The sequence below is a fragment of the Pseudomonas sp. JAI120 genome (assembly GCF_014207255.1).
Classification (GTDB): Bacteria; Pseudomonadota; Gammaproteobacteria; order Pseudomonadales; family Pseudomonadaceae; genus Aquipseudomonas.
On the sequence record NZ_JACHCZ010000001.1, the window covers coordinates 1,624,670 to 1,650,016 of the forward strand.

Below are 25,347 nucleotides of genomic sequence, written 5' to 3' on the forward strand. Positions count from 1 at the left end.
ACGCCGTGTGCTAACTGCATAGTCATGAACATTTCCGACAAACGACTGCGGCGCCATCTGCTCACAGCAGTACTGATCAAGCTACTGGTGCTGACAGTGCTGTGGTGGCTGTTCATCCGGGATTCGCACGTCAGCGTCGACTCGAACGCCATCGGCGACAGGTTCGGTGTACCCACCTCGACTCAAGGGGCAAACAAGTGATTTCAGAACAACTGGTGGATCTGTCTCGGCTGCAGTTTGCAGCCACTGCGCTTTACCACTTTCTTTTTGTACCGCTCACGGTTGGCATGGTGTGGCTGCTGGTCATCATGGAAAGCGTCTATGTGATGACCGGGAATGTCATCTGGAAAGACATGACGCGCTTCTGGGGCAAGCTGTTCGGCATCAACTTCGCCCTCGGGGTGACTACGGGTATCACCCTGGAATTTCAGTTCGGTACCAACTGGGCATATTACTCGCACTACGTCGGCGACATCTTCGGTGCCCCACTGGCCATCGAAGGCTTGATGGCGTTCTTCCTCGAATCGACCATGATCGGCCTGTTTTTCTTTGGTTGGGATCGTCTGAAGAGAGAGCATCACTTGCTGGTCACACTACTGATGGCGATCGGTACAAACCTTTCAGCATTGTGGATTTTGATCGCCAATGGATGGATGCAGAACCCGGTGGGTTCAGAGTTCAGTTACATCACCATGCGCATGGAGATGGTTGATTTTTGGGCGGTCGTTTTCAACCCGGTTGCGCAGGCCAAGTTTGTGCACACCGTCTCCGCAGGTTACGTCACCGGCTCGATGTTTGTGCTGTCGATTTCCAGTTGGTATTTACTCAAGAATCGTGATGTCGAGTTTGCCAAGCGCAGCTTCCGGGTGGCGGCCGCCTTCGGTCTGGCATCAGTGCTCAGCGTGATCGTGCTGGGTGATGAGTCAGGTTACACGGTGGGTGAAGCGCAGCAAACCAAGCTGGCAGCCATGGAGGCGATGTGGGAAACAAAGCCTGCGCCAGCGGGCCTGACACTGGTGGCCAGCATCAACGAAGCCGAGTCTAAAAATAACTGGGAAGTTGAAGTGCCATGGGTAATGGGCTTGATTGGCACCCGGTCAGTCAGCAAGCAAATTCCAGGCATACATGACATTAAGGAAAAAAACCGCGCTCGAATTCTCCGCGGCATTACCGCCGTCAATGCGCTTGAGGCCCTAAGGGCCAACCGCAGCGATTCGGTGGCCTTCCAGACATTCGAAGAATACAAAGCCGATCTGGGCTTTGGCCTGCTGCTTAAAAAGTATGTCGAAGACGTTAACCAGGCTACGCCGGCCATTATCGAAAAAGCTGTAAACGATACCGTACCGCGCGTGACACCTATGTTCTGGGCGTTCCGGATCATGGTCGGCCTTGGCTTTGCCATGCTTATGCTCTTCGGGCTTGCCTTCTGGAGCACCCTGAAGTCGACCTGCACGCGAAACCGCTGGTTACTGCGTTGGGCACTTTGCATGCTGCCTGCGCCATGGATTGCCTGCGAGTTGGGCTGGTTCGTCGCTGAATACGGCCGTCAGCCATGGACCATCTACGGCGTCCTACCGACCCACATGAGTGTTTCCACCCTCAGCGTCAACAACCTCTATGGCTCGCTGGCGGGATTCATCGTTTTCTACACCGTGCTGCTGGTGGTTGAAATGTTCCTGATGGTCAAGTTTGCCCGTCAAGGTCCTGGCAGCCTCGGTACCGGCCGTTATGTTCACGACGCCCATTTGAAGGAACTCCACCATGCTTGATTACTTCACCCTGAAAATTATCTGGTGGGCGCTGGTCGGCGTGCTGCTGATCGGATTCGCCATCATGGACGGTCACGATATGGGGGTTGGCACGCTACTGCCCTTTGTTGGCCGCAACGACCTGGAGCGGCGCGTTGTTATCAACACCGTTGGTCCGCACTGGGATGGCAATCAGGTTTGGTTCATCACTGCGGGCGGCGCATTGTTCGCGGCGTGGCCTGTGGTGTACGCCACCGCATTCAGCGGATTCTATTGGGCGATGATTCTGGTCCTATGGGCGCTGTTCTTTCGCCCGGTAGGTTTTGACTATCGCAGCAAGATTCACAATTCCACTTGGCGCAGCACCTGGGATTGGGGGCTTTTTGTGGGTGGGGCCGTGCCGCCCCTGGTGTTCGGGATCGCGTTCGGCAACTTGTTGCAAGGTGTGCCGTTCCACTTCAACGATCTTCTAGTGTCGACTTATACCGGCAGTTTCTGGCAACTGCTAAATCCCTTTGCGCTTCTGACCGGCGTGGTGAGTAGTGCAATGATCACCTTGCAGGGCGGCGCTTATCTGGCACATCGCACTGAAGGTGTTATCCAGGCCAGGGCAATCAAAGGTGCGGTGGGGGCGGCAATCGTATTGGCGTGCTCGTTTACAGCGGCCGGCATCTGGCTGCAATGGATCGACGGTTATCGCATTACATCGTTGGTTGATACCGCCGGACTGCCCGATATTCTTAACAAGTCCGTGGTGCGCGAAGCGGGCGCATGGATGGCTAACTATGGTCATTATCCGTTGTTGTGGCTGTTGCCCGTACTGGGATTGGTTGGCGCAGCAGGTGCCGCCATGTTGCTGATGATGCGTCGCACACTTTCGGCGTTTGTTGCCTCATCGCTTGCGGTGATCGCAGTCATCAGCACGGCGGGTGTGTCGATGTTTCCATTCATCATGCCGTCATCAACAGTACCTGCGGCAAGCCTTACCGTGTGGGACAGCGTCTCCAGTCATTTAAGCCTAGCCATCATGTTCTGGGCCACGTTGATCTTCATGCCACTTATCGTGATTTACACCTCGTGGGCGTATCGCGTTATGCGGGGCAAGGTCACCGTTGCACACATCAAAGCCAACGAACATTCAGCCTACTAGTGCCAGCAAAGGAGTAAAGACTATGTGGTATTTCGCCTGGATGCTGGGAGTCGGTTTTGCATTGCTACTGGCTATATTGAATGCGATGTGGGGCGAGAACGAAGGTGGCCGAGCCTTGAGCGACAATGAGGAGACGCGGACATGATGCCGCGTGTCGCTAACGCTCCACCCTCCTCACGGATCAATGTGCTGAGTCTGGTTATCGCTGTTGCGATCATGCTCGCCTGTACGCTCTATCCCCCCATGATGGCGGCCCCCGATGGGAAAGCTGACCATGTGCTGGCTACTGCGTTGTTTGCGGCCATGAGTGTGGCCTTCGTGAGAGGTGTGGGTTTTGTCCCGCGGATGCTCGTCTGGCGTTGGCTTTTTTCAGGCTGGACCTGCTTTGCGGCACTTGCGCTTGCTGGCTGGGTAAAGTTTCTACATTGAGGACCGACGACATGAGTGAACTCTTGAGTGTCCCATATAAAGACAGCGCTAGTATTTATCTCCAGTTAGGGGGTGAATCAGGCGTCCGTAAACTCGTCAACCGCTTTTACAACCTGATGGATACTCTATCTGAAGCGCGAGTGGTGCGCCTGATGCATCCATCGAGTCTCGCCGACAGTGCTGACAGTTTATTTAAGTTCCTCAGTGGCTGGTTTGGCGGCCCACCGTTGTTCCAACTGGAGCGAGGCCACCCGCGTCTGCGCATGCGGCATGCCCCCTTTGCAGTCGGTACTGTTGAACGCGACGAATGGATGCTGTGCATGCGTCAGGCAATTGATGAGCAGGTGAATGACATAGCGCTAAATAGCAAGCTGCAACGTATGTTTTCCGAAATGGCCGATCATATGATTAATACTGATGGGCAAAATACAGGTATTGCGACACGCGTCTGAGCGTCGCGCTTATTTTCAGTGTCAGTACGGTTGTTAACGGCCATGCAAACACCGGATGAGAATAGTATTGCTACGCCCGAAACCTGGTGCCCTGGCTTACCGGTCATCGTACCGCCACCGAAGACTGCCGAGGCCGCCGAAAATCGTGCCGCCGAAGGTTACGATACGATCGATTGGCACTACTCGACCTAGTCGCTGTAACTTCTTCGGGGTTTTCTTGAAATAAACGGAGTAATCATCTGGCGCGTATCTATGCCCAGATGGTTTTCCAATGCTGTCTCACCCAGCAGAATAATCACCTCTCTTAATTGGATCTTTAAAATATCATGATAAAGAATGCCCATGACCTAGTAACTGAGGCGAAAGCACTGATCGAAGAGGTCGCCATCAAAGACGCAGACCAAGCTATCCAGGATGCAGATGTACTTATCGATGTGCGTGAAGCGGATGAGTATGCTGCTGGTTACATTTCAGGTGCGATACATGCGTCGCGCGGCATGCTGGAATTTAAACTTACTAACGACAGCGCCCTAAATTCTCGAGAGCTTAAAATTGTGCTTTATTGCAAAACAAGTGGCCGTGCCGCACTGGCGGCCGCATCAATGAAAAATATGGGTTACCTGCATGTTAAATCGATTACCGGCGGATTTGATGCCTGGATGAGTGCAGACAAGCCAATTGTCATTCCTCATATGCCAAACTTAGATTAACATCTTATCTTCAAGTGGAGTCAGCGCTAATGGTGCTACTCAAGCCAAGAGAACGTTGCGTATAAGTTCTAAGGATGGTGTCCACCTAAATTTTATCTGCATCGGTATATCGGCCATCCGCTGGCCGGATATTACATATCCACCCAGACCTCAAATCTCAAGGTACGGTAGTTGTATCGAAAACTAACTTTAACAGCATTGCTCCGTCTAGAACGTCAAAACCAACTGATCGCAGGTTCCGAGTCTCATTGTTGATAGCTGCCATCAGGAGCAGTACCAGCTTGCTGTGATCAGATCGTGAGAGTTGCCAAAGCTGAACCATTGGTTTCGAACTGGAACAGTTAAAAAATCAATAGCCAGGATCAACATTTCATCAGGGATAACACGCATGCTTCGTGCGCACAGCAAAATCCACGGTGATGGATCTCGCTATTCGCTAATCGGGTCATGTTAGTGGAGCCAGTTCACATGTGAAACAGAAGTGCTACCCCATGACAGTGCTGTCCGCTTATCCCTAGTGTGGTGGGTGAGATATCGACGAAAGAAATCCCGTTTTTCTGCAAGATAGCGCGCAAAGGCATAAGGTTCTTAACCCTGAAGCCGATGGCTCCGTAATAGGCATCGGGGCGGTTCACCAGTGACAACCCGGGATAGCAGGCATTAAAAGCAGCTTCGTTTGTGAAATGTAAAGGCACATTACCGGTATCTATTTGTAGGCCAGGCGTAAACAGCGAACTGGGTGCACAGTCACTGTCAAATACTTGCCCATAAGCTGATGCGAGTACTTTCACCTGGTCAGTGATGACTGTGACACTCGCCAAGCCAATCACGCCGTTAGAATGATGCGTGTATTCGTTACGCCAGACGACGTCTCTAGTAAAATGTTGGCACGCAAAAACTCGACCCGCGGGTGTCGACTCCAAGTCGATCTGGGTGATTCGGAAGCGCGCATCACGGGTACCCTCCGGTAATTGGACTGGTCGCGAAAAGTCCAAAGGCGAGCCGCTGCGAATGTTGGAGCGACTCAGCTCATCGTGAAAAGCTGACGCGTCATCTGTCATTAGCGCCAATGCGCATAGCCCATCTCCGCCATCTTCCACAAATGACTGGAAGTAGCTTGTTGCCGGATGAGGACGCGGTACGGTAAGCAGCTCAAAGTAGTCGTCCTCAAACATTACGCAGTGATTTTCCGATCCCATGGAATGGTAACCGCGGGGGGTGAGTGTAAAGCCCAACTGGCCATAGGTTTTTGCAACGGCGTCCATGCTGCTGGCGGCGATCACCACATGGTCGATACCTTGGATATGCTTACGCATGCGCAATACTCAATGAGGTGGTTATGGGGCAGCGTTGTACTTCCAACTACCGCTGGGGGCGCTCAATCACGACCGTCCCTCCATCGGTATCCAAGCAGGCCGAAGGGAGCAACCTTCTTGGCTAAACTATGCGAAGAAATCGGTTCGAGTGCAGCAAAGGGCAGCGGTGATTTTGATTCAGGTAAGCCTTTGACTACATCGGCTAACGCTCCACCGATGGCGGTTGCCAGTGCGAGCCCCCGACCGTTGCATCCAAGCCATGCATAGACTCCGTCAGCCAGCTTATGCACATGGGGGACGGCATCGGTAGTGATTGCGAGGTTACCGTGCCAGACGTGCTCGAAAGGCTTCGGCCCCAACTCGCAAAGTGCTGGGAACATGTCCTTCAGCCGTGTCCCTATACGTCGCTGCAAGCGCTCTTCAAAATTATTATGCAGAACCAACGCCCCTCCCGTTATCAACCGCCCTGCGCCATCGAATCGACAGAAATGCAGGTCGCCATGTGTGTCGGACATCGCATGGTTAAACGGTAGAATTCCTCTACGAAGGCCTTCGGGTATTGGCGCGGTTGCCATCTGATATGAGCGAATTGGGACAAATGTGCGATCCAAACCCGGCCAAAGTGAATTGGAGAATGTGCTGCTGTAGGCGTGGGTAGCGATGATGACTTTCTTGGCAATGACCACACCATCCCTGGTTTCAACCCGCCAGTTTGGGCCTGAGGGCAAGATGCGCAGTGCCGGGCTTTGTGTATAGATGCGTGCACCGAATTTCATCGCCGCAGCCGCAAGGCCTCGCACCAGTCCTAACGGGTTAACGTGCCCCCCTGTGGGGTTTTGCCAGCCACCGTGCCAGTAATCAGACCCGGTGATCGCTGTAACTTGATCACGGTCGAGCAATTCTACCGGAGCGCCACGCAACCTCCATTGTTTGCAGCGAGCACTGACCAATGACATCCGACTGGGCCTATGTGCAGGCTGTACCCAGCCATTCTGAACAGCCTCACATTCGATTCCATGCTTTCGGATCAGGTCGAACACCGTGCTCGCGGAGTCACGGATCAGCCCGATAAATGCCTCACCTTTCTGAGCTCCGAACACCTTTAAAAGCAGGTCTGGATCTGCACGGGATAAACAGGGGATTACCTGGCCATTATTACGGCCTGAGGCGCCCCATCCAAGTTCAGCAGCCTCCAAAACTACGACATCGACACCTGTTTCAGCTAATTGCAAGGCAGCAGACAAGCCGGTGAAGCCTGCACCTATCACGACTACGTCGGCTCTAAGATGAGTGTGGGACAACTGCATGGTCTGCAAAGCCGGCTTGGCGCTCTCCGTCCACAGTGAAGGTGGCAGCGGAGCGTTCGGGGGTATGGATTCCAGCTGACTCATGCCGCATGTCCTCCTAAGTAAGCTGCGCGAACTCGCGCATCATTGGCCATCTGCTCAGCGGGCCCTGAGAGTGAAACCGTGCCTGAGTCAAGGATGTAAGCGTAATCAGCCACGCGCAATGCAGCACGAGCATTCTGCTCCACCAGCAGTACTGCCGTCCCGCCGGCGCGAATGGTTTGAGTAAGGTCGAAGATCTGACGTATCACCTTGGGTGCCAGGCCCAGGGAGGGTTCGTCCATCAAAAGCAGACGGGGACGGCTCATCAGCGCTCTGGCCACGCAAAGCATTTGCTGCTCGCCACCAGACATCGTTCCGGCTTTTTGTAGCAGGCGCTCCTTCAAGCGAGGAAAAAGCACCAACATTTGCTCAAGAGACTCGCTGAACTCTCGATAGGGACGTTTGCCCGCACCCAGGCGCAAGTTTTCCAGCACACTCATTCCGAAAAATATCTGACGCCCCTCTGGCGCCTGAGCAAGACCGTTGGTGACGATCTGGTGCGACGGTTTGTTGGTGATGTCCTGCCCATCGAAAATAATGCGACCTGAGGCGACGGGATAGATACCGGAGATGGCTCGCATCAGCGTGGTTTTGCCTACACCGTTGCTGCCTAACACGCTGACGATGCTATGTGGCGCAACTTCCAATGACACGTTCTGCAAAATGGTTTGCGGCCCAATGCGCACTGTCAGGTTCTCGATACTCAGAATAGGTTGAACGTGGGGATTCATACTTCATCCTCCTCTGTTCCCAGATAGGCTTCCAGAACCGCTGGATGGGCTGCTATCTGTGCGGGCGGTCCATCTGCAATTTTGCGGCCCGACGCCATGACCATTATCCGATCACACAGCGACATGACGAACCCCATGTCATGCTCCACCAACATCACCGACAGCCCCTGGTCGGACAGGCTTCGGATAAAAAACGCCAGTTCCGATGTTTCTGTGTCGTTAAGTCCAGCTGCCGGCTCGTCCAGAATCAATAGCTTTGGCTGTAAGGCCAACGCGCGGGCGATCTCCAGGTACTTGCGCCGTCCGTAAGAAAGGTTCGCCGCTAGCATTCCTGCTTGGTCACACAGCCCGGTCCGCTCCAGTGCTTGCCAGGTCAACTTGCTAATGCGATTGGACAATGTTCGCCGTCCGAAGAGGCTGCTCCACGGCGAATGCCCGACCACGCCCAGAGCGCCGATTGAAACGTTGTCGAAAACGCTCATGTTCGGCAGCACCCGAAGATTTTGAAACGTGCGCGCTACGCCCATTCGCGCAAGATTGTCGGGGGCAAGGCCGGTGACACGCTCACCGCAAAAATGCACCGTGCCCGAAGACACTCCGGTTATCCCGGTAATGAGATTAAAGAGCGTCGTTTTTCCTGCCCCGTTGGGACCTATCAACCCTACCCGTTCACCGAAGCCTACATGCCCGGTAAAGCCTTCGACTGCGGTCAGACCGCCGAAACGACGGGTGACGTCTTCCATAAGCAGCAGTTGAGCAGGCGCACTGGGGGCCTTCATCGATGTCGTCATGTTCATTTCACCGCCAGCCCAGTTGTTGTGAGGGTTTCCACGCCGCATTCAGGTGCTTGCGTGCCAGTGCCATGGCACTGACTTCGCCACAGATGCCACGGGGCAAGAACAGGATGCTGAGAAACATCACCAGCCCTACGCCAATCATTCGATAGTCACCGAACGGCCTTAGAACTTCTGGCAGCCCAACCAGCAGCAACGCACCTATCAGGGCGCCTGGAATACTCCCCAATCCTCCAACAACAACCATTGCCAAGATCAGTATCGACTCAGAAAAACGGAAGTCACCAGGGGAGATATATTGAGTTGTGTGCGCCCACAGCGCGCCGGCGACCCCGGCAAAAAAGCAGCTGAACGCAAAGGCCTCGGTCTTGATACGTACCACTTTGAGCCCCATTGCCTGGGCGCACTGATCGTCCTCACGCAGTGAGCGCAAAGCGTTGCCGTAATAGGAGTGTGTCAATCGGTGCACGGCAAAAACGGTCGCGATCAGCAGACCCGCGCCGGCAAAATAGTTAGCCAGATTGCCGCTTTTGAACACGCCTGCCAGGGCAATTCCTGGAATCCCGGAGATGCCCATCGGGCCGTGCGTAAAATCGACCCAGTTGAGCAGCGTTACATGGATTATCTCGCCGACGGCCAGGGTGGCGACGGCGAAGTAAATACCGACCAAGCGCATAATTGGCAGGGCTAGCAAAATGCCCACCCCCGCCGCGGCCAGGCCTGCTGCCGGGATGGTCAGGTAGAACGGCCAATGCCAGGCAGTGGCCGTCATTGCGGCGGTATAGGCGCCTATGCCGTAAAACCCGGCATGGCCCAATGAGAGCAAGCCGGTGGTACCGGTGATGAGGTTGGCGCTCACCGCGAGAATCGCGAAGACCATCATGGTTCCTGCGACGCCAAACCAGTAGCTTGCGTTGAGCCAGTACAGGAAGGCTGGCACGACGACCAGCATCAGGATCAGCATCACGGCGACAGTTTTTTTCGATGTCATTGCAGCCTCCTTAAACGCGCTCGCGGGCAGCGCCAAAAATACCGGTGGGGAAGAAAATCAGCGTCAGCAGCAGAAAGGCGTAGGCCACCAAGTCACCCCAGCCTTGAGCCAGGTAGCTGGTGGTAAACGTTTCAGCGATACCCAGTATCAGTGCACATATCACCGCCCCTGGAATAGAGTGCAGCCCGCCCATGACCATCGCCACGAATGCCTTGATACCCGGCGCGAAACCCATCGCCGGAAATACCGCACCTTGGTACAGGCCAACGACGATACCTGCACTGGCCCCCAGCATAGAGCCAACGGCAAACGTCGCCATGATCACGTTTTCGGTGTGGATGCCGACATACATGGCGCCTGCCGGGTTGCTGGCCACTGCACGGATCGAGCGCCCAATGTGGGTTTTGAACAGCAATAGCTGCAGTCCGACCAACATTGCCATTGATAAGCCGAAAATCAGGAACTGACCGCTGGCAAACGAGAAACTGCCGATTTGAACCGGGCTGATTAGCAGGTAGTCCTGCGGCACCACCTGCATGTTGGAGCCGAAGATTTTTTCGACCCCCTCACGAATCACAATCGACAGTGCCAGCGAGGACAGTAGCGTGGCCTCGCGAATAGCTTTGGATTTCATCGACGCCTCGTCGCGAAACCGCCTGAATGGGCGGAACGCCACTCGATCAAGCGCCAGTCCCATCACCGCGCCGAAAGCCAGTACGAAAATAATCACGACAAACAGCGGCGGTGCGAATGTGGTAATCAGCAGTAACCCGACGAAAGCGCCCAACATGTAAATTTCGCCGTGGGCAAAGTTGACGACGTTGAGTACTCCGAATATCAACGTGAACCCGATCGCCATCAGGGCATAGACCAATCCGATCGAAACGCCGTTGATCAACTGTTGAATGAGGAAATCGGTTTCCATCATTGGATGACCTTGTAAGCGCCATCGCTAACGATCATGCGATTCAACTGCTTGGTCACTTCGCGAGTGACCGGGTCGAATGTGGTTGCTCCCGTCACCCCTGGGTAATCATGCGTCTCCGCCAGTGCATCACGAACCCTGGCCCGAGTCGGCTCTGGGCCTGCTGCAACAATCGCGTCGAGCATGATGTTAGTTGCATCATAAGCCTGCGCGGCAAACATGCTTGGCTCGCTGCCATACCGCTGGCGGTAGCCCTCTACGTATGCCTGGACCCTGGTATCTGCACTTTGCGCGACGAAGGTGCTAGGCATCATCAAACCGTTGGCCGCTGGCCCCGCCAGTTGCAGAAGCTTGGGCTCATACAGTGGCGAACCACCGTAGACGACGGTTTGCACGTTCATCTGTGCGCGTTGTTGCAGGAAGCTGGCGGCCTCTTCATAAAACATGAACAGTACGATCGCATCGGGTTTAGAGCGAGCCACCTTGGTCAGTATTGAGCGAAAGTCTCGGTTGCCCGGGTTAAAGAACTCGGTATCCACAACCTCATTTCCTAGCGTTGCGGCCTCCTCGCTGAAGTTCTTCACTGAGCTCTGACCCCAGTCGTTTTGAATGCCTATAACGGCGTAATGCTTAAGGTTGTTCTGCGCCATCCATTTGGCGATGAATGGCGACTCGACGGCCATTGTGGTGATGTTACGAAACTGCCAGTTGCTGATCTTGAGGAAGTCGGGGTGCGAAGCCGATTGGGACAACTGCGGTACATGTTGTTCGGCGTAAACCTGCCCTGCCGCCATGGATACGGTTGAGTTGAAGTCGCCAATCACTCCTAAAATATGGGCGTCGTCGGAGAACTTTCGAGCGATGTTCACGCCTTCTTTTGCGTCGCTCTTGCTGTCTTCGTACTTGATCACCACCTTCGTGTCAGGCAGCTTTCCTGACGCGTTGAATTGCTCAAGCGCCATATCGGCCGAGTTCTTGAAAAGCGTGCCGTATTGCGAGTTATCGCCGGTCAATGGCAGTTGGTAGCCGACTGCGATCTCGTTCTGTGCGCTGGCAAGACTTGCAAAGGCACACAGCCCTATTGCCAGAAATTGATTGACGGTTCTACGGAGCATGAGCAGATCCTTTTCGCTGGAAGGACAACGTTTAGATCGTATGCACATCTGCTCGGGTCGATTTACCGACCGGAAATCATCTGTGAAATGACCTTATGGCTCTCGTAACATGTTACGAGTATGTTTTGTGGCACAGCAATAGCTGTGCCACACACAGAAATTAAGCCAACATTGAGCTAAGAGGGCTCTGCTGAGCGCTTGGCGGATCAGCAATCCTGAACAATTGCCGACACGAAGCTGCACCGTTTCGATGCAGGGAGTGGTGGGAGTGGGATGTTAAGGTGCGCCGCTGTTTGGAGAGGTACGGGCTTTACACGAGGCGGCGATCAAGCTTGAAACACTGCCGGTCAGCTTGCAGTGTCTCAAGCAATCGAGGCGGGTGAGCTCAGCTGCTCAATGACAGTGGCCCAACCGGACCACTGGTGATGTTTACATCCAACAGGCTGGATGAAGACATCAGGGCGTCGAGCACCATTGCCTTGGATGAGATCAATTCCATGCGCGCCACTGTTTCTGCGCCTTTTGAGTCTCCAGCCGTCAGCGCCGCAATAAGCGATTCATGCTCGTGTCGCATTTCGTTGGTGCGGTCGCGCAGCGCTAGGCCGAGGTGAAACAACCGCTCCATTTCACTCAGAACGTTGGCTAACATCTCCACCAGGCGCTCATTGCCTGAGGCTTGCGCCACCACCAGGTGAAACTCGGTATTGGCTTGAAGGAAGCGGTCTTCGCTGTCTCGATCACCTGGCTTGTAACTTCTAGAACACGCTTGATCGAGACGCCGCAGGCCCTCTTCATCGACCTTGCCTGCCGCCATGCGAACCGTTGCTAACTCGATGATTTCGCGTATCTGATACAGCTCGTTGATGTCGCGCAAAGTGATGGGTTTGACCTGATACCCCTGGCGATGCATCGGGCGGACCAACCCTTTGGCCGCCAGGCGCTCCAGCGCTGCGCGAGTAGCCGCTCGCTTAAGCCCAAAGCGCGTTTCTATTTCCGCTTCCGACACATGCACGCCGGGCATCAGTTCGCAGCGCACGATAGCTCTGTGCACTGCATCGAACGCCGCATCGCTTTGCCTGACGCGTATGCGCCCCTCAACAACAGGTGGGGCTTCAACTTCGTTTTTTTTGGGCATCTGAGGACCTTTTTTACATGCACGGCATTTTAGCAGTTTACAGGGAGTATTCGTAACATGTTACGATCCGGCCAAATCCATGTGCCGTTTTGTATTCAAGGATCATTCATGCGCGAAGTCTCCCTCGCTTTGACATCAAGTTGTTTCTCGCCCGATTACGCTACAGCACGCGCTAAATTTCAAATGGCCGCGGCCCAGGCAGGCGCTGTACTGCATGTTTACCTCAACGATGATGCAACGGCACCCAACGGCGGTAGCCTGACCACCGACGTTGCCATAATCGGACCGCTGGAGAGCAAGCGGGCAATGATCGTGGTGAGCGGCACTCACGGCCCGGAGTGCTTCATCGGTTCCGCTGCGCAAATCGCCTTTATGCAAGCCCTGGGAGCTCACGCTGAGGCACTTGATGTTCGAGTGGTGCTGATCCATGCAATCAATCCGTGGGGGGCTGCTCATGTGAGCCGGTGCACCGAAGGCCTCGTCGACCTCAATCGAAACTTCATCGATTGGACGCAGCCTGTTCCCCAGAACCTTGAATATGAGCATCTGCACCCCTGGATTGGCCCGCATGAACTTGACGTGAGCGCTGCCGAGGAGGCCCAGCGCACTATCGATGCATGGATCGATGACAAGGGCATGCCTGCGTTTACCGACGCCAGTATGCGCGGGCAATACACGCATCCAGAAGGCTTGAGTTATGGTGGCAAGGGGCCTGAATGGTCTCATCTGGCACTTCAGTCAATTATTGAACAGCACCTTTGTGGTGCTGAAAAAGTCGCTTTAATTGATTGGCATACGGGGCTTGGGGAGACAGGAGAACCGTTTTTCCTTTGTTTCAGTGACCGCAATAGCGAGGCATGGAACCGGGCATGTGAATGGTGGGGTCAGCCCAATATCGAAAACCCCGCCGGTTTTGATGGGGCGGCACGTCCGCAATATACCGGCTTGCTGTTTCAAGGGATTTCCCGATTCGTAGCACCGGCTCAATTGACGGGCGCGGTTATCGAGCTTGGCACCGTACCGCTGGACAAGCTTCAGCAGGCATTGAAGGCCGACAGGCGTCTACACAGCGGTTCGGTCTCCGATCCTATTGAGCGTCAAGCTTTGCTTACGCAAATAACTCAGGCGTTTTCACCTGATGCTGTGAGCTGGCAACAAAGCGCCCTAAGTCATGCTGTTGCCATTCAACAGCAGGCGCTGAATGGGCTAATCGCGTGGCGGGACTGAATCGCGTCACCTTTGCACTTACCTTTCCACGTCCCTGCTGCTGAGATTAAACAAATGCATCATCCAGATACCCTCGTAGTCAATACCGGTCGCAATTCTGAGCGTTTCGGTGGGCTCATAAATACTCCGGTTTTTCGTGGCTCGACCATACTCGTGCCCAGCTTTGATGCTTGGGAAGCGTGCAAGCGCGACGGTAATCCTTATGCACATTACGGTCGGTTTGGTACCGAAACAACACGTGCCTTTGAGTCAGCTATTGCCGAACTGGAAGGGGGCTATGCCAGTCTCGTATTTCCATCGGGGCTTTCGGCCTGTACTCATGCGGTGATGGCTTTTGTGGCCGCAGGTGATCACATTTTAATAACTGACAATGTGTACGGGCCAACCCGCATGTTCGCTGACAGGGTGCTGACTCGCTTGGGTGTCGAGGTGGAGTATTTCAACCCAATTAACGTGGAAGATCTAACGTCAAAACTTCGAAAAAATACAAGTGTGGTGTTTATTGAATCCCCAGGATCGTTGACCTTTGAAATCTCGGATGTACGTGCTCTGTCTAATGCTGCGCACAGCGTCGGTGCAAAAGTATTGTTGGACAACACTTGGGCGACCCCTCTTTATTTCAAGCCATTCGATCACGGAGTAGACATTTCAATTCAAGCGGCCACTAAATACATCGTCGGTCATTCAGATGCCTTGCTTGGTACCGCCACAGCCAATGAAGGCGCGTGGGAGCAGTTGCAGGCCAGCGCCCATGATTTTGGCGAAACCGCGGGTCCCGATGATATTTTTCTAGGTCTGCGTGGTATTCGCAGCCTAAGTGTGCGATTGCAACGTCATTGGGAAAATGGTTTAGCCCTAGCTCAATGTTTGCAGACGCATCCAGCGGTGGCCCAAGTGCATCACCCTGCACTGGCTAATGATCCGAGCCATGATCTCTGGACACGAGACTTCAGAGGCGCGAGCGGTCTATTTTCTTTGCAATTGAAAAGCACTGACATGGAACGCGTCAGGTGTTTCTTCGACAGCCTAAAACACTTTGGAATTGGTTTGTCTTGGGGGGGGTATGAAAGTCTAGTTTTACCGATTGGCAAACCTTCTCGTACTGTACAAAACTGGGAGAAGTCAGGTTATCTTGTTCGAGTGCATGCTGGTTTAGAAAATTTAAACGAGCTTCAATCTGACATGATTCAAGCTCTTGACCAGGTCGTTAAAAAAACTTCTGTAAATGTAGCGTAAGTGAGTTTCCGAGAAAGTGTTAAATGCTACGCCCGCTGATGCCTCTAATATCCAGGCCATCTATGCTCCAATGGTTTTGGACACCGTCATTCGTTTGAGCTAGCACCACCGACAATCGACGAGATCGCGGAGCGACTTACAGTAACACTGCCAACGTCCCCCTATCTGGTAGCTCAGTTTTCAGTCGGCAGAACAGCCTCTACTCGGTCAGTTTTCGGTCAGCGGCAACAGCGCTGGAGCATTCCACGCTGAAATTCTCGTGCAGCTTGAGACGAAGGCGCCCGTCAGCAGCATGGAGCAACAAAGTTCCCAGCTGATTGAACGGATCATTGGAATGGATCAATGAGAGATCAGGAATGCAGGTGTGCGAAATGACCTGATCAGCCCGGATCTCGTTGTTCGCGATCAGTTGATAGGTTCCACCGGGCGCCTGATGCGATAGGGCATAGAACGATGACAGCGACGGCTGGTTATCCAGATCGATGAGCAGAGTACGGATCCCTGCATCGGCGCAGAACGCGCCTAGATTGACGTCGACCGTGGTTTTACCCGGCCCGCCTTTGGTTGAAACGACCGCAGTGACTTTCATGATATTGACCTCGGAATCGTAGGATTTGAGATGCTTTCATGCAGGTCACGCTGTGCGCTTTGATCCCCCCGGAAAAATCCAAGGCAAAAAAAAAGCCTGCATCGCTGCAGGCTTTTCCCTATCTGGCTCCACGACCTGGACTCGAACCAGGGACCCAATGATTAACAGTCATTTGCTCTACCAACTGAGCTATCGCGGAATGCGCCGTATGTTACTGATTAAAAAGGAGAAGTCAAGCCTTCCCTGAGATCCTGGACGATGAATCCGGATGACCGGTTGAAAGCTGCTGCTCCTTGGCCAGTTCCAGCCAGGCGCGCACGGCGGGTGGCAAGTGGGCGCTGGCGCGCCAGGCCAGGGCGATGTGCCAGTCGGTGTGGGGTTCGTCGAGAGGGATCAGGGCGATGCCCGCGTGTTGGTGCTTGTGCGCCAACATGCGCGGCAGGAAAGCGACGCCGAGGCCGGCCGCGACCAGGTCGACGATGAAGTCGATCTGTCCGCTGCGCGCCGCCACGCGGGGTATCACGCCTTTGCGCTCGCAGGCGGCCAGAATCTTGGCGTTCAGGGCGAAGCCGGCTTCGAACAGGATGAACGGCGAATCCGCCAGGTCGGCGAAGTCAATGCGTTGACGTTGGGCCAAGGGGTGGCTCCTGGGCAGTACGGCCATCAGCGGTTCGTTGCGCACGGGCTGATAATCGAAGCCTGCATCGACCGGCAGCAGCAATGCAGCGAGGTCGACCTCCCCCACCTCCAGGCACTCGCGCAGTCTTTTGCTGCCGTATTCGGTGAGTTCGATGTCGATGTCCGGGTAACGACTGCGATAGGTGGCAAACATCGTAGCAAACAGCACCCCACACCCCACCGGTGGCAGGCCTATGCGCAACACACCGCGCTTGAGGCCGCGCAGGTCGTTGATCTCGGCGACCAGGTCATGGTGTTCGGCGAGCAGCACTATGGCGCGGCGGTAGGCGATCTCACCGGCGGCGGTGAGTTCGTTGCGATGGCCCAGGCGGTCGAGCAGCGGCATGCCGAGTTCCTCTTCCAGAGTCTTGACCGCCTTGCTCACCGAGGATTGGGTCAAGGCTACCACCTCGGCGGCCTGGGAGAATCCGCCCTGGCGTACCACTTCGACGAACGTGCGCAACGTTCTCAAGTTCATGGGTATTCCTTCAGCGACTGACTACTAGCGATAAAAGTTGTTTTTATCATGACAGATATTTGCCTATCCTGACCCGCCCAGCCTTGTGGAGACACGCTTAATGATTATCTCGTCCGCCTCCGACTACCGCGCAGCGGCCAAACGCAAGCTGCCGCGCTTCCTGTTCGACTACATCGACGGCGGTGCCTACGCCGAGCACACGATGCGCGCGAACAGTTCGGACCTGGCCGAGATCAGCCTGCGCCAACGCGTGCTGCGCAATGTCGATAACCTCAGCCTCAAGACCACGCTGTTCGGCCAGGCCCTGGACATGCCGGTCATCCTCAGCCCTGTCGGCCTGACCGGCATGTATGCGCGGCGCGGCGAAGTACAGGCGGCGAAGGCGGCGGCGAACAAGGGCATCCCCTTCTGTCTGTCGACGGTGTCGGTGTGTTCGATTGAAGAAGTGGCGGCGCAGAGCCCGCAGTCAATCTGGTTCCAGCTGTATGTGCTCAAGGACCGGGGCTTTATGCGCAATGCCCTAGAGCGGGCCCAGGCAGCTGGGGTCACCACCCTGGTGTTCACCGTGGACATGCCCACGCCCGGGGCGCGCTACCGCGATGCCCACTCGGGCATGTCCGGGCCGTTCGCGGCGCAGCGGCGCATGTTGCAGGCCGTCACCAAGCCACAATGGGCATTCGACGTAGGGCTCATGGGCCGCCCCCATGACCTGGGCAATATCTCCAAGTACCTCGGCAAACCCACCCACCTGGAAGATTACATCGGCTGGCTGGCCAATAACTTCGACCCCTCCATCAGTTGGAAAGACCTGGAGTGGATCCGCGAATTCTGGAAAGGCCCGATGATCATCAAGGGCATCCTCGACCCCCAGGACGCCAAGGACGCGGTGAGTTTCGGCGCCGATGGCATCGTGGTCTCCAACCATGGCGGCCGTCAGCTGGACGGTGTGCTGTCCACTGCCAAGGCCTTGCCACCGATTGCCGATGTCGTGGGCGATGACCTGACGGTGCTGGTGGACTCCGGCATTCGTTCCGGGCTGGACGTGGTGCGCATGCTCGCCCTGGGCGCCAAGGCGTGCCTGCTCGGACGCGCCACCGCCTATGCACTGGCCGCCGATGGTCAGCGCGGGGTAGAGAACCTGCTGGACATCTTCGCCAAGGAAATGCGCGTGGCCATGACGTTAACCGGCGTCACATCCATTGACCAGATTGACTCCAGCACGCTGGTGCAATCAGTCAAATAGCTGACGTCATTGCTTAACGACCGTTTTTTACTTTAAAAACGCTCTTTGATTTGTAAGGACTTTTATTTATTTAAACGAAATGGCACGAATCTCGCTCTAACACCTTCCAAGCAGGTCAAGCGATGACAAGACGTGTGGCAGTGCCCAGGGGTTATAACCCTTGGTAAAGCGGTCTAAACTGTTTCCAATGTTTTACGGAACTGAAGGAACAGTAAGACGCCTGGCATTCGCCACTCTCATCCAGCCTGTAAGACAGCTAAGTGCTTAGAGGCCGTTTGCTTATGAAAACACCAACCCAGACCAACGCAGTTGACTTCGACAGTGCCAAATTGCAACGCCTGGGCTTTGGTCAGCCATCACTCGTACCTCGCCGCCCGACAACCGTCGCACAACTTCGCCAGCAACTGGGGATGCAATTGCAGACCAGCCTGGAACCGCAGCGCCTCCTCGCGGTGTTTTTCCGTGAGATCCAGCGCCTGGTACCTCTGGATGCCCTGCAATATCGCCACGAAACCAGCGACCTGCGCCTGGAGTTCGGCCACCGCGGCCACCATTCGGTGAGCTACAGCCTGAGCCACGAAGGCGAGCACCTCGGCGAGCTGATCTTTCGCCGCAACCAGCGCCTGCTGGAAGAGGAACTCGGCCAGCTCGAATCACTGCTGTCGACCCTGCTCTACCCGATGCGCAACGCCCTGCTCTACCGCGCCGCCACCCGCAGCGCCCTGCGCGACCCGTTGACCGAAACGGGCAACCGCATTGCCATGGACCAGACCCTGCAACGGGAAATCGACATGGCGCGTCGGCACCTGAACCCGCTGTCCTTGCTGATGCTGGACATCGACCACTTCAAGATCATCAACGATACCCACGGCCATGCGGCCGGCGATAACGTATTGCGCACGGTCGCCGGGGCAATCAAGAGCCAGTTGCGTAACGTGGACATGGTGTTTCGGTTTGGCGGGGAAGAGTTTCTGATCCTGCTGTCCAACACCGGACGGGATGCGGCGGCCATGGTCGGTGAACGCCTGCGCCAGGCGGCAAAGGCCCAGGATTATTGGGCGGATGGAACACGGATCGAATTGACGGTGAGCCTCGGTTGTTCGACCCTGCTGGCCGCCGAGTCGGCCGACAGCCTGTTGCGCCGCGCCGACAGCGCCTTGTACGTGGCCAAGCGCGAAGGCCGTAATCGCCTGGCAATGGCGGGGTAAGACCCCGCCATCCCCGTTACATCACGCTTCGCTGGCGACACGCAACGGGCGCTCACGCACAGCAGCGCTCGCAGGTTTTTCTTTCTCCAGGCGCATGCAACGTTCCAGGAACAGGTACATGTAGTCGTAGCTCTTGCACACGGCTTGGCGCAACTCTGCCTGCAGTTCCTTGGTCGGGTTCATCCCGGCCAGGGTGCAGATGATTTCCAGGGCTTCCCAAGGATGGGCGTCGTCGTACTGGGCGTGCATCTTCAGCCACTTCATCGCACGCTTGCGGTCTTCCTCGGGAAAGGCCGCCGCATACACGCCGGTGGAGCACACCACTGCCGACCACTCTCCCGTCGCGCCCTCGATCGCATAGTTGGTCGCGGCAACAGCCACAATCAACGAATCGGCCGAGCTGGTGTGCCAACACCAATGGCTCAGCGCATGCAGCTCCGGCGGCACGTTCTGGGCCTGCAACTCTTCGAGGCTGACGCCGTGGGCACGCGCCCAATGGACCCAATAGTCCGCGTGGTTCAGCTCCACACGGATATTGCGCATCAGCCAACGTCGCGCCATGTCTTCCCCTGGATGGCGGGCAAACTTGGTCTTGGTGAGGTTCTGTGCCATGTACAAGGCAAACTGTTCCACCACGGGCCAGCCACCGATCAGGTAGTGACGCATGGTTTTGGCGCTGAGCGTGTTGTCACGCATGCGTTGGTACAGTTCGTGTTCGACAACCCGGCGCTTGCTCTCGCTGCAGTCCTGGATCAATTGCTGAGCCCAGGCGGGGTAACTTGAGGCTTCCATAAGCGGACCGGTTCTGCTGAATGTGTCGATCACTATTTAAGGCTCCTTTTTAAGTGTGATTTACAGACCGGCAAATGTTTCAGCGGAATGTGCCGGGCGCCCTGAATAACAGAGGCTGCGGTCGCACAGGTCGACGCAAGCTATCAAAGGTAAACAATTGCGGTCGTTCAATCAGGTAGCCCTGAGCGTAATCCACACCTATGTCGAGCAAAGCCTGCTCGATCTGCAGTGTTTCAACAAATTCGGCAATTGTGCGCTTCCCCATGACGTGGCCGATGTGGTTGATCACTTCGACCATCGCGCGGTTAATCGGGTCGTCCAGCATATCCTTTACGAAACTTCCATCGATCTTCAGGAAGTCTACAGGTAAATGTTTCAGATACGCGAATGAGGACATTCCGGCGCAGAAGTCATCGAGGGAAAAGAAGCAACCTAAGGCTTTGAGTTCATTAATAAAGCGAATGGCACTGCCCAGATTCGCAATAGCGCTTGTTTCAGTTATTTCAAAACAAATCATTTCTGGCGGAATGCTGTAAGCCTCGAATTTCTCACGTAAAAAGCCGAGAAAATCATCGTCGCCAATCGTAATGCCTGACAGATTGATCGCACACATCGCCATAGGCCGGCCCGGGTGCTCGTGCATGCAGCGGGCAATGATCTTGAATACGTTCTCCACCACCCAACGGTCCAGAGAGGTCATCAAACCATAACGCTCGGCAGCCGGGATGAAGCTGTCGGGCAGAATGATCCGACCCGCCTCGTCGTGCAGGCGCAGCAGGATTTCAATGTGCCCATTGCCGCCGTCGGTCAACCCCAGGGGCGCAATTTCCTGGGCATACAGGCAAAACCGGTTCTCCTCCAATGCCATGTGCAGGCGTTGCACCCAGGCCATCTCGCCAAAGCGCAGGGACAGTTCGGAGTCATCGGCGTGGTACACCTGCACGCGATTGCGGCCTTTTTCCTTGGCCATGTAGCACGCCATGTCGGCGGCACGCAGGGAGGTTTCCAGGGTGGTCGGCGTGCTCGATATGTGCACCAGGCCGATACTCACGGTGGTCATGAACGGCCGCCCCTTCCACACGAAATGCAGGTTTTGAACGGTATGGCGCAGGCTCTCGGCGACTTTTTCCGCCACCGCCGCCGGACAGTTCTCCAGCAGGATGCCGAACTCGTCGCCCCCCAGGCGCGCCAGGGTGTCGCCTTCGCGCAGGTCCGATTGCAGCAGCGCGCAGATATGCCGTAGCAACTCGTCGCCCGCCGCATGGCCGCAGGTGTCGTTGACCAGCTTGAACTGGTCGAGGTCGAGAAACATCAATGCATGTCGCCCGCCCTGGTGCTGCCCTGCCCTGTGCAGCACCTGTTCCAGGCGGTACTCGAACTCGCGACGGTTGGCCAGGCCGGTCAAAGCGTCGTGCGTGGCCTGCCACGACAGGTTGGCGATGTACTGACGCTCCTGGGTCATGTCATGCAGTACCAGCACTGCACCGCTGACCTTGCCGCCGCTGAGGATCGGCGCCCCCACCAGGGTGACGGAGACCGTGCTGCCGTCCAGGCGCTGGATGGTTTTCGAATGCTCGCTGCCGCCCCTGAACCGGCCCTTGACGATGTGTTCGATCAGGGTGAAGCCATCCGGCTGTGCATCGTCATCCAGCAGGTTGAACAGTGCCGCCAGGGGCAGGCCTTGGGCCTGGGCCGAATTCCAGTGGGTCATGGCCTCGGCTGCCGGGTTCATATAGGTAATGGTCCCGTCGACATCGGTGGTGATCACCCCATCGCCAATCGACTCCAGGGTGATCTGTGCGCGCTCCTTCTCGGCCTGCAGCGCATTGGCGAACGCATGACGCTGGGTCAGCAGCTTATGGGTACGCAACAGCGCCAGCACAATCAGGCCCAGGGCCGTCGCCAGGTTGGTGATCAGCAGCAACCGCAGGATCATGCGCGAGCCTTCACCCAAGGCGTCGCTGAAGGCTTTGGCGGCTGGGGTCACACCCTCGTTGATGGCAGTGATGCGGGCTTTCCACTGCCGAACATCGTTGGGATTGACATGGTCGGCATTGATCGCTTGGTGCATCTCGCGAGCCAGGTCGTCCAACTGAACCAGGTAGCCATCGCCGACGGTCCACAGTTCAATGGCTTTTTCCAGGTAGCTGAAATGCCGAAAATTCAGGTACAGCCAGATCACGCTGGAAACATCGTCCGGGTGGTTGCCGCCCTTGAGGATACCCAGGCGCGCGGCAGCCAGGTCAGGGCTGGGACTGTCCAGGGCGATGCGCAGTTCATGGCCGCCCTGGGGCACCGCAATGGCCTGCTGGTATTTGAGGTATGTGCCTGCGTCGCGATTATCGGCGTACAGCGTCAGGTAATAGATGGCGTCTTTCTGGCCCTTGGACCACAGGCTCTCGCCGGCCACATAGCCACGCACCGCTGAAAGCACGTAGAGGCTGACGCAACCCAACAATGCCTGGAACAGCACGACGGCAATAAAGGGCCAGACAATGCCCAGTAACCGAGGCGTTCCGAAAGTCCGCTTTTGCTTCATGAAGTCCCTTGCACATGCACTGCTGAATACGCACGCAAACACCCACTTCCGATAGCACAGCCTAGGCTAAATCAACGTACTTGCTGCAAGTGCCCATAGAGTTTGGCGTAAAGACCGCCATCGGCGATCAATTGCTGATGATCGCCATCCTCGGCAATATGACCGCCGTCAAACACTAACACTCGATCAGCTTGTTTTACCGCCGACAGACGGTGGGCGATGATCAGTGTAGTACGCCCACTGAGGAACCGTGCCAGCGCCTGGTGCAGGTTGTATTCGGTGGCGGCGTCCAGAGCGGAGGTGGCCTCGTCGAGTATCACCACCTTGGGTTCGGCCAGGACCATGCGCGCAATCGCCAGGCGCTGACGCTGGCCGCCGGAAAAGCGCACGCCGGAACGCCCCACCACACTGTCCAAGCCCTGGGGCAATGCCTTGACTGTAGCCTCCAGCTGGGCGATTTCCAGCGCCTGCCAGCAAGCCTGGTCACTGCGCTCACGGCCCATGGTCAGGTTGGCGCGCACGGTGTCGTTGAACAGCGCCGGGTGTTGCAGCACCACCGCGACGTGCTCGCGAATGGTCTCCAGGCCAATCTCCTGCTGGGTGGCACCGCCAAAACGGATACTGCCCGCCTGCGGTGTGTAGAGCCCGAGCAACAGTTGCACCAGGGTGCTTTTGCCACCGCCGCTGGCGCCGACAATCGCCACCTTCTCACCGGGCGCGATGACCAGGTTCAACTGGTCGAGTACCAGGTCTTCGCCGTAGCCGAAGTCCAGGCCGCGCACTTCGATGCCCACGGTTTCGCGCCCGGTGAACGGGTCTGCACCGCCGGCGTACTGCGGCTCATCGGCGCGCGCCAGCAGCTCGTTGATCCGTGTCAGCGCCCCGCCCGCCGCGTAGTAGGCGTATTGCAGGTTCAGCAGTTGCTCCACCGGGCCGATCATGAACCACAGGTAACTGAACACCGCGAGCATCTGGCCGATGGACAGGTCGGAAAACAGCACGGTGAGCATCGCCGCCGCACGGAAGATGTCGATACCAAACTGGAACAACAGCCCGCTGGCGCGACTGGAAGCGTCGGTTTTCCATTGCGAATGAATGGCGTAGTCACGCACTTCCTGGGCTCGCTGGCCGAGGCGCCCGAGGAAAAAGCCCTGGCGGTTGCCGGCGCGCACTTCCTGGATGGCATCCAGGGTTTCGGTCAGGGCCTGGGTAAAGCGCGAGGTACTGTCGTTCTCCAGCTTCTTCAGATGCTTGACGCGCTTGCCCAACTGCACCGTGGCGTAGATCACCAACGGGTTGAACAGCAGGATCAGCAACGCGAGTTGCCAATGCATCCACACCAGGATCGCCGAGGTGCCCACCAGGGTCAGCATGGCCACCAGGAAGCGGCTGAGGGTTTCGCCGACGAATTTGTCCAGCGTGTCCAGGTCGGTGACCAGGTGGGTGGTGACCGTACCGCTGCCCAGGCTTTCGTATTCGCCGAGGGAGATGCGCTTGAGTCGCTCGATCAAACGCACGCGGATGCGATACACAATGTCCTTGGCCAAACGCGCAAACAGTCGCGCCTGCACCACGTTAAACAGCAGTGCGCCACACCGCAGGGCCAGGGTGATCAGCAGCATCAGGCCGATATAACCGGCGGCTTTCTGCCAGACCAGGGGCAATGCGTGATTCATTACCTTGAGCGCGGCATCGCCATGGCCCAGCAGCACTTCGTCCACCAGCAACGGCAACAGCAAGGGGATCGGCACACTGCATAGCGTCGCCAGCACGGCGACGCCATTGGCGATCCACAGGGATTTCTTGTGACGCAGGGCCAGGCGGCGAATTTCCGCCCAGGTCAGTCGGTCGGTGCGTGGTGATTGGTCATGCACAGGTTGCTCGCTCCAGCCATCGACCCAACAACGGTGACAGCTCGGACAGCGGCTGATAGCCGTTAGTCAGCAACGCCAACTGGCCGTTACGCTCGGCGAGCAAGGTCGGAAAGCCAGCGATACCCAGGTCCTGGACCCAGGTGAAGTCAGCGGCCGTCGCGGCATGCTGCTCGGCACGGTCGAATTCGCCGGCAAACTCGATGCGCGGGATGCCCGCCTCCTCCGCCAACTCCACCAGCACGCTGGCGAGGGTTACGTCGCGGCCCTCGACATAAAACGCGCGCTGGATCAGGCCCAGCAGTTTCCACGCACAATCCGGCGCCAGGCTGCGCGCGGTGACAATGGCACGGCACGCAGGCTCGGTGTCGTAGACAAAACCGTCGGGCAACGCGCCGTCGCGCTTGAACGGCTGGCCGGTGGCGTCGGTGACCGCCTGCCAGTGCTCGACTATATAGCGCCGCGTGGTCGGTTCCAGTGCCGCGCCGCTGCCGGTGCGAAGGCCGCCCACCACCAGGTGCACGTCCACGCCGGCCGCCTGGGCCTGCTCAACCAGCGCCTGCGCCACCGGGGCAAACCCCCAGCACCAGGAACACATCGGA

General features: G+C 56.5%; 25 protein-coding genes, 1 tRNA gene and 1 pseudogene. 12 read left to right on the top strand and 15 right to left on the bottom strand.

The window, feature by feature from the left end; all coding sequences use genetic code 11:
* Nucleotides 1–24: 24 nt before the first annotated feature.
* From cydP to HDC32_RS07635, 8 genes are all read left to right on the top strand, one after another.
* Nucleotides 25–201 (top strand): cytochrome oxidase putative small subunit CydP, encoded by a 177-nt coding sequence (cydP, locus tag HDC32_RS07600; protein ID WP_167656415.1) that lies wholly within the window; start codon nt 25–27, stop codon nt 199–201.
* Entirely contained in the window at nt 198–1,769 is a 1,572-nt protein-coding gene (locus HDC32_RS07605) for a cytochrome ubiquinol oxidase subunit I (protein WP_145336449.1), read from the top strand. Before cydP ends, HDC32_RS07605 begins: the two co-directional genes overlap by 4 nt.
* Nucleotides 1,762–2,898 (top strand): cytochrome d ubiquinol oxidase subunit II, encoded by a 1,137-nt coding sequence (cydB, locus tag HDC32_RS07610; protein WP_145336451.1) that lies wholly within the window; start codon nt 1,762–1,764, stop codon nt 2,896–2,898. Before HDC32_RS07605 ends, cydB begins: the two co-directional genes overlap by 8 nt.
* Before the next feature lie 22 nt (nt 2,899–2,920).
* The gene (gene cydX, locus HDC32_RS07615; RefSeq protein WP_081044185.1) at nt 2,921–3,043 is read left to right on the top strand and encodes a cytochrome bd-I oxidase subunit CydX; all 123 of its coding nucleotides are present in this window, start codon (nt 2,921–2,923) and stop codon (nt 3,041–3,043) included.
* Nucleotides 3,040–3,327 (top strand): cyd operon YbgE family protein, encoded by a 288-nt coding sequence (locus tag HDC32_RS07620; protein ID WP_184743289.1) that lies wholly within the window; start codon nt 3,040–3,042, stop codon nt 3,325–3,327. The genes cydX and HDC32_RS07620 overlap by 4 nt, the downstream gene beginning before the upstream one ends.
* Before the next feature lie 11 nt (nt 3,328–3,338).
* The gene (locus HDC32_RS07625) at nt 3,339–3,779 is read left to right on the top strand and encodes a group II truncated hemoglobin (protein ID WP_184743292.1); all 441 of its coding nucleotides are present in this window, start codon (nt 3,339–3,341) and stop codon (nt 3,777–3,779) included.
* A 42-nt stretch (nt 3,780–3,821) separates the two neighbouring features.
* The gene (locus HDC32_RS32430) at nt 3,822–3,971 is read left to right on the top strand and encodes a hypothetical protein (protein WP_184743295.1); all 150 of its coding nucleotides are present in this window, start codon (nt 3,822–3,824) and stop codon (nt 3,969–3,971) included.
* A gap of 137 nt (nt 3,972–4,108) precedes the next feature.
* A complete protein-coding gene (locus tag HDC32_RS07635) occupies nt 4,109–4,489 on the top strand; it encodes a rhodanese-like domain-containing protein (protein ID WP_184744122.1) in 381 nt (126 codons plus the stop codon).
* A gap of 464 nt (nt 4,490–4,953) precedes the next feature.
* Here HDC32_RS07635 and HDC32_RS07640 read toward each other — a convergent pair whose 3' ends face one another.
* From HDC32_RS07640 to HDC32_RS07675, 8 genes are all read right to left on the bottom strand, one after another.
* Complete coding sequence (locus HDC32_RS07640) at nt 4,954–5,805, bottom strand: VOC family protein (protein WP_184743298.1); 852 nt, start codon at nt 5,803–5,805, stop codon at nt 4,954–4,956.
* A gap of 62 nt (nt 5,806–5,867) precedes the next feature.
* Complete coding sequence (locus tag HDC32_RS07645) at nt 5,868–7,196, bottom strand: FAD-binding oxidoreductase (protein WP_184743301.1); 1,329 nt, start codon at nt 7,194–7,196, stop codon at nt 5,868–5,870.
* A complete protein-coding gene (locus HDC32_RS07650) occupies nt 7,193–7,924 on the bottom strand; it encodes an ABC transporter ATP-binding protein (protein ID WP_221461873.1) in 732 nt (243 codons plus the stop codon). The genes HDC32_RS07645 and HDC32_RS07650 overlap by 4 nt, the downstream gene beginning before the upstream one ends.
* On the bottom strand, nt 7,921–8,721 hold the full coding sequence (locus HDC32_RS07655; RefSeq protein ID WP_260403583.1) for an ABC transporter ATP-binding protein: 801 nt from the start codon (nt 8,719–8,721) through the stop codon (nt 7,921–7,923). The genes HDC32_RS07650 and HDC32_RS07655 overlap by 4 nt, the downstream gene beginning before the upstream one ends.
* 1 nt (nt 8,722) lies before the next feature.
* On the bottom strand, nt 8,723–9,709 hold the full coding sequence (locus HDC32_RS07660) for a branched-chain amino acid ABC transporter permease (RefSeq protein WP_184743304.1): 987 nt from the start codon (nt 9,707–9,709) through the stop codon (nt 8,723–8,725).
* Between the two features lie 10 nt (nt 9,710–9,719).
* Nucleotides 9,720–10,634 (bottom strand): branched-chain amino acid ABC transporter permease, encoded by a 915-nt coding sequence (locus HDC32_RS07665; RefSeq protein WP_184743307.1) that lies wholly within the window; start codon nt 10,632–10,634, stop codon nt 9,720–9,722.
* Nucleotides 10,634–11,749 (bottom strand): ABC transporter substrate-binding protein, encoded by a 1,116-nt coding sequence (locus HDC32_RS07670; RefSeq protein ID WP_184743309.1) that lies wholly within the window; start codon nt 11,747–11,749, stop codon nt 10,634–10,636. The genes HDC32_RS07665 and HDC32_RS07670 overlap by 1 nt, the downstream gene beginning before the upstream one ends.
* Before the next feature lie 385 nt (nt 11,750–12,134).
* A complete protein-coding gene (locus HDC32_RS07675; RefSeq protein WP_184743312.1) occupies nt 12,135–12,884 on the bottom strand; it encodes a GntR family transcriptional regulator in 750 nt (249 codons plus the stop codon).
* Between the two features lie 108 nt (nt 12,885–12,992).
* Here HDC32_RS07675 and HDC32_RS07680 point away from each other — a divergent pair, with 108 nt between their 5' ends.
* Together HDC32_RS07680 and metC are read left to right on the top strand one after the other, a co-directional pair.
* Entirely contained in the window at nt 12,993–14,111 is a 1,119-nt protein-coding gene (locus tag HDC32_RS07680) for a DUF2817 domain-containing protein (protein ID WP_184743315.1), read from the top strand.
* A gap of 54 nt (nt 14,112–14,165) precedes the next feature.
* On the top strand, nt 14,166–15,347 hold the full coding sequence (gene metC / locus HDC32_RS07685) for a cystathionine beta-lyase (RefSeq protein ID WP_184743318.1): 1,182 nt from the start codon (nt 14,166–14,168) through the stop codon (nt 15,345–15,347).
* A 265-nt stretch (nt 15,348–15,612) separates the two neighbouring features.
* On the opposite strand, the pseudogene HDC32_RS07690 reads toward metC, so the two are convergent.
* From HDC32_RS07690 to HDC32_RS07700, 3 genes and pseudogenes are all read right to left on the bottom strand, one after another.
* Nucleotides 15,613–15,936: pseudogene (locus tag HDC32_RS07690) on the bottom strand (ParA family protein); the annotation flags it as partial.
* Nucleotides 15,937–16,059: 123 nt separating this feature from the next.
* A tRNA-Asn gene (locus HDC32_RS07695) sits at nt 16,060–16,135 on the bottom strand.
* Nucleotides 16,136–16,168: 33 nt separating this feature from the next.
* Nucleotides 16,169–17,092 carry a LysR family transcriptional regulator gene (locus HDC32_RS07700; protein ID WP_184743321.1) on the bottom strand — a complete coding sequence of 308 codons (924 nt, stop codon included), beginning with the start codon at nt 17,090–17,092 and terminating at the stop codon, nt 16,169–16,171.
* 100 nt (nt 17,093–17,192) lie between these two features.
* Between HDC32_RS07700 and lldD the strand changes: the two genes are divergently transcribed.
* On the top strand, nt 17,193–18,335 hold the full coding sequence (gene lldD, locus HDC32_RS07705; RefSeq protein ID WP_145336461.1) for an FMN-dependent L-lactate dehydrogenase LldD: 1,143 nt from the start codon (nt 17,193–17,195) through the stop codon (nt 18,333–18,335).
* 281 nt (nt 18,336–18,616) lie between these two features.
* Nucleotides 18,617–19,543, top strand: a complete 927-nt coding sequence (locus tag HDC32_RS07710) for a GGDEF domain-containing protein (RefSeq protein WP_184743324.1) — start codon at nt 18,617–18,619, stop codon at nt 19,541–19,543.
* 21 nt (nt 19,544–19,564) lie between these two features.
* On the opposite strand, the gene HDC32_RS07715 is transcribed toward HDC32_RS07710, so the two are convergent.
* The 4 genes from HDC32_RS07715 to HDC32_RS07730 all read right to left on the bottom strand — a co-directional run bounded on the left by HDC32_RS07715 (nt 19,565) and on the right by HDC32_RS07730 (nt 25,343).
* Nucleotides 19,565–20,335, bottom strand: coding sequence for a TenA family transcriptional regulator (locus HDC32_RS07715; protein ID WP_205885841.1), 771 nt, complete (start codon nt 20,333–20,335; stop codon nt 19,565–19,567).
* Between the two features lie 79 nt (nt 20,336–20,414).
* On the bottom strand, nt 20,415–22,874 hold the full coding sequence (locus tag HDC32_RS07720) for an EAL domain-containing protein (protein WP_131700402.1): 2,460 nt from the start codon (nt 22,872–22,874) through the stop codon (nt 20,415–20,417).
* A gap of 71 nt (nt 22,875–22,945) precedes the next feature.
* Nucleotides 22,946–24,748 (bottom strand): ABC transporter ATP-binding protein, encoded by a 1,803-nt coding sequence (locus HDC32_RS07725; protein ID WP_131700401.1) that lies wholly within the window; start codon nt 24,746–24,748, stop codon nt 22,946–22,948.
* The gene (locus HDC32_RS07730) at nt 24,741–25,343 is read right to left on the bottom strand and encodes a DsbA family protein (protein WP_184744131.1); all 603 of its coding nucleotides are present in this window, start codon (nt 25,341–25,343) and stop codon (nt 24,741–24,743) included. The genes HDC32_RS07725 and HDC32_RS07730 overlap by 8 nt, the downstream gene beginning before the upstream one ends.
* Nucleotides 25,344–25,347: the final 4 nt, after the last annotated feature.

Bases quoted from the DNA above. Each gene is read 5' to 3' on its own strand.
- lldD (WP_145336461.1), top strand. From the start codon at position 17,193: ATGATTATCTCGTCCGCCTCCGACTACCGCGCAGCGGCCAAACGCAAG.
- cydP (WP_167656415.1), top strand. From the start codon at position 25: ATGAACATTTCCGACAAACGACTGCGGCGCCATCTGCTCACAGCAGTA.
- HDC32_RS07710 (WP_184743324.1), top strand. From the start codon at position 18,617: ATGAAAACACCAACCCAGACCAACGCAGTTGACTTCGACAGTGCCAAA.
- HDC32_RS07675 (WP_184743312.1), bottom strand. From the start codon at position 12,884: ATGCCCAAAAAAAACGAAGTTGAAGCCCCACCTGTTGTTGAGGGGCGC.
- HDC32_RS07650 (WP_221461873.1), bottom strand. From the start codon at position 7,924: ATGAATCCCCACGTTCAACCTATTCTGAGTATCGAGAACCTGACAGTG.
- HDC32_RS07700 (WP_184743321.1), bottom strand. From the start codon at position 17,092: ATGAACTTGAGAACGTTGCGCACGTTCGTCGAAGTGGTACGCCAGGGC.
- HDC32_RS07645 (WP_184743301.1), bottom strand. From the start codon at position 7,196: ATGAGTCAGCTGGAATCCATACCCCCGAACGCTCCGCTGCCACCTTCA.
- HDC32_RS07655 (WP_260403583.1), bottom strand. From the start codon at position 8,721: ATGAACATGACGACATCGATGAAGGCCCCCAGTGCGCCTGCTCAACTG.
- HDC32_RS32430 (WP_184743295.1), top strand. From the start codon at position 3,822: ATGCAAACACCGGATGAGAATAGTATTGCTACGCCCGAAACCTGGTGC.
- metC (WP_184743318.1), top strand. From the start codon at position 14,166: ATGCATCATCCAGATACCCTCGTAGTCAATACCGGTCGCAATTCTGAG.
- cydX (WP_081044185.1), top strand. From the start codon at position 2,921: ATGTGGTATTTCGCCTGGATGCTGGGAGTCGGTTTTGCATTGCTACTG.
- HDC32_RS07680 (WP_184743315.1), top strand. From the start codon at position 12,993: ATGCGCGAAGTCTCCCTCGCTTTGACATCAAGTTGTTTCTCGCCCGAT.
- HDC32_RS07720 (WP_131700402.1), bottom strand. From the start codon at position 22,874: ATGAAGCAAAAGCGGACTTTCGGAACGCCTCGGTTACTGGGCATTGTC.
- cydB (WP_145336451.1), top strand. From the start codon at position 1,762: ATGCTTGATTACTTCACCCTGAAAATTATCTGGTGGGCGCTGGTCGGC.
- HDC32_RS07715 (WP_205885841.1), bottom strand. From the start codon at position 20,335: ATGGAAGCCTCAAGTTACCCCGCCTGGGCTCAGCAATTGATCCAGGAC.
- HDC32_RS07670 (WP_184743309.1), bottom strand. From the start codon at position 11,749: ATGCTCCGTAGAACCGTCAATCAATTTCTGGCAATAGGGCTGTGTGCC.
- HDC32_RS07730 (WP_184744131.1), bottom strand. From the start codon at position 25,343: ATGTGTTCCTGGTGCTGGGGGTTTGCCCCGGTGGCGCAGGCGCTGGTT.
- HDC32_RS07625 (WP_184743292.1), top strand. From the start codon at position 3,339: ATGAGTGAACTCTTGAGTGTCCCATATAAAGACAGCGCTAGTATTTAT.
- HDC32_RS07640 (WP_184743298.1), bottom strand. From the start codon at position 5,805: ATGCGTAAGCATATCCAAGGTATCGACCATGTGGTGATCGCCGCCAGC.
- HDC32_RS07665 (WP_184743307.1), bottom strand. From the start codon at position 10,634: ATGGAAACCGATTTCCTCATTCAACAGTTGATCAACGGCGTTTCGATC.
- HDC32_RS07620 (WP_184743289.1), top strand. From the start codon at position 3,040: ATGATGCCGCGTGTCGCTAACGCTCCACCCTCCTCACGGATCAATGTG.
- HDC32_RS07660 (WP_184743304.1), bottom strand. From the start codon at position 9,709: ATGACATCGAAAAAAACTGTCGCCGTGATGCTGATCCTGATGCTGGTC.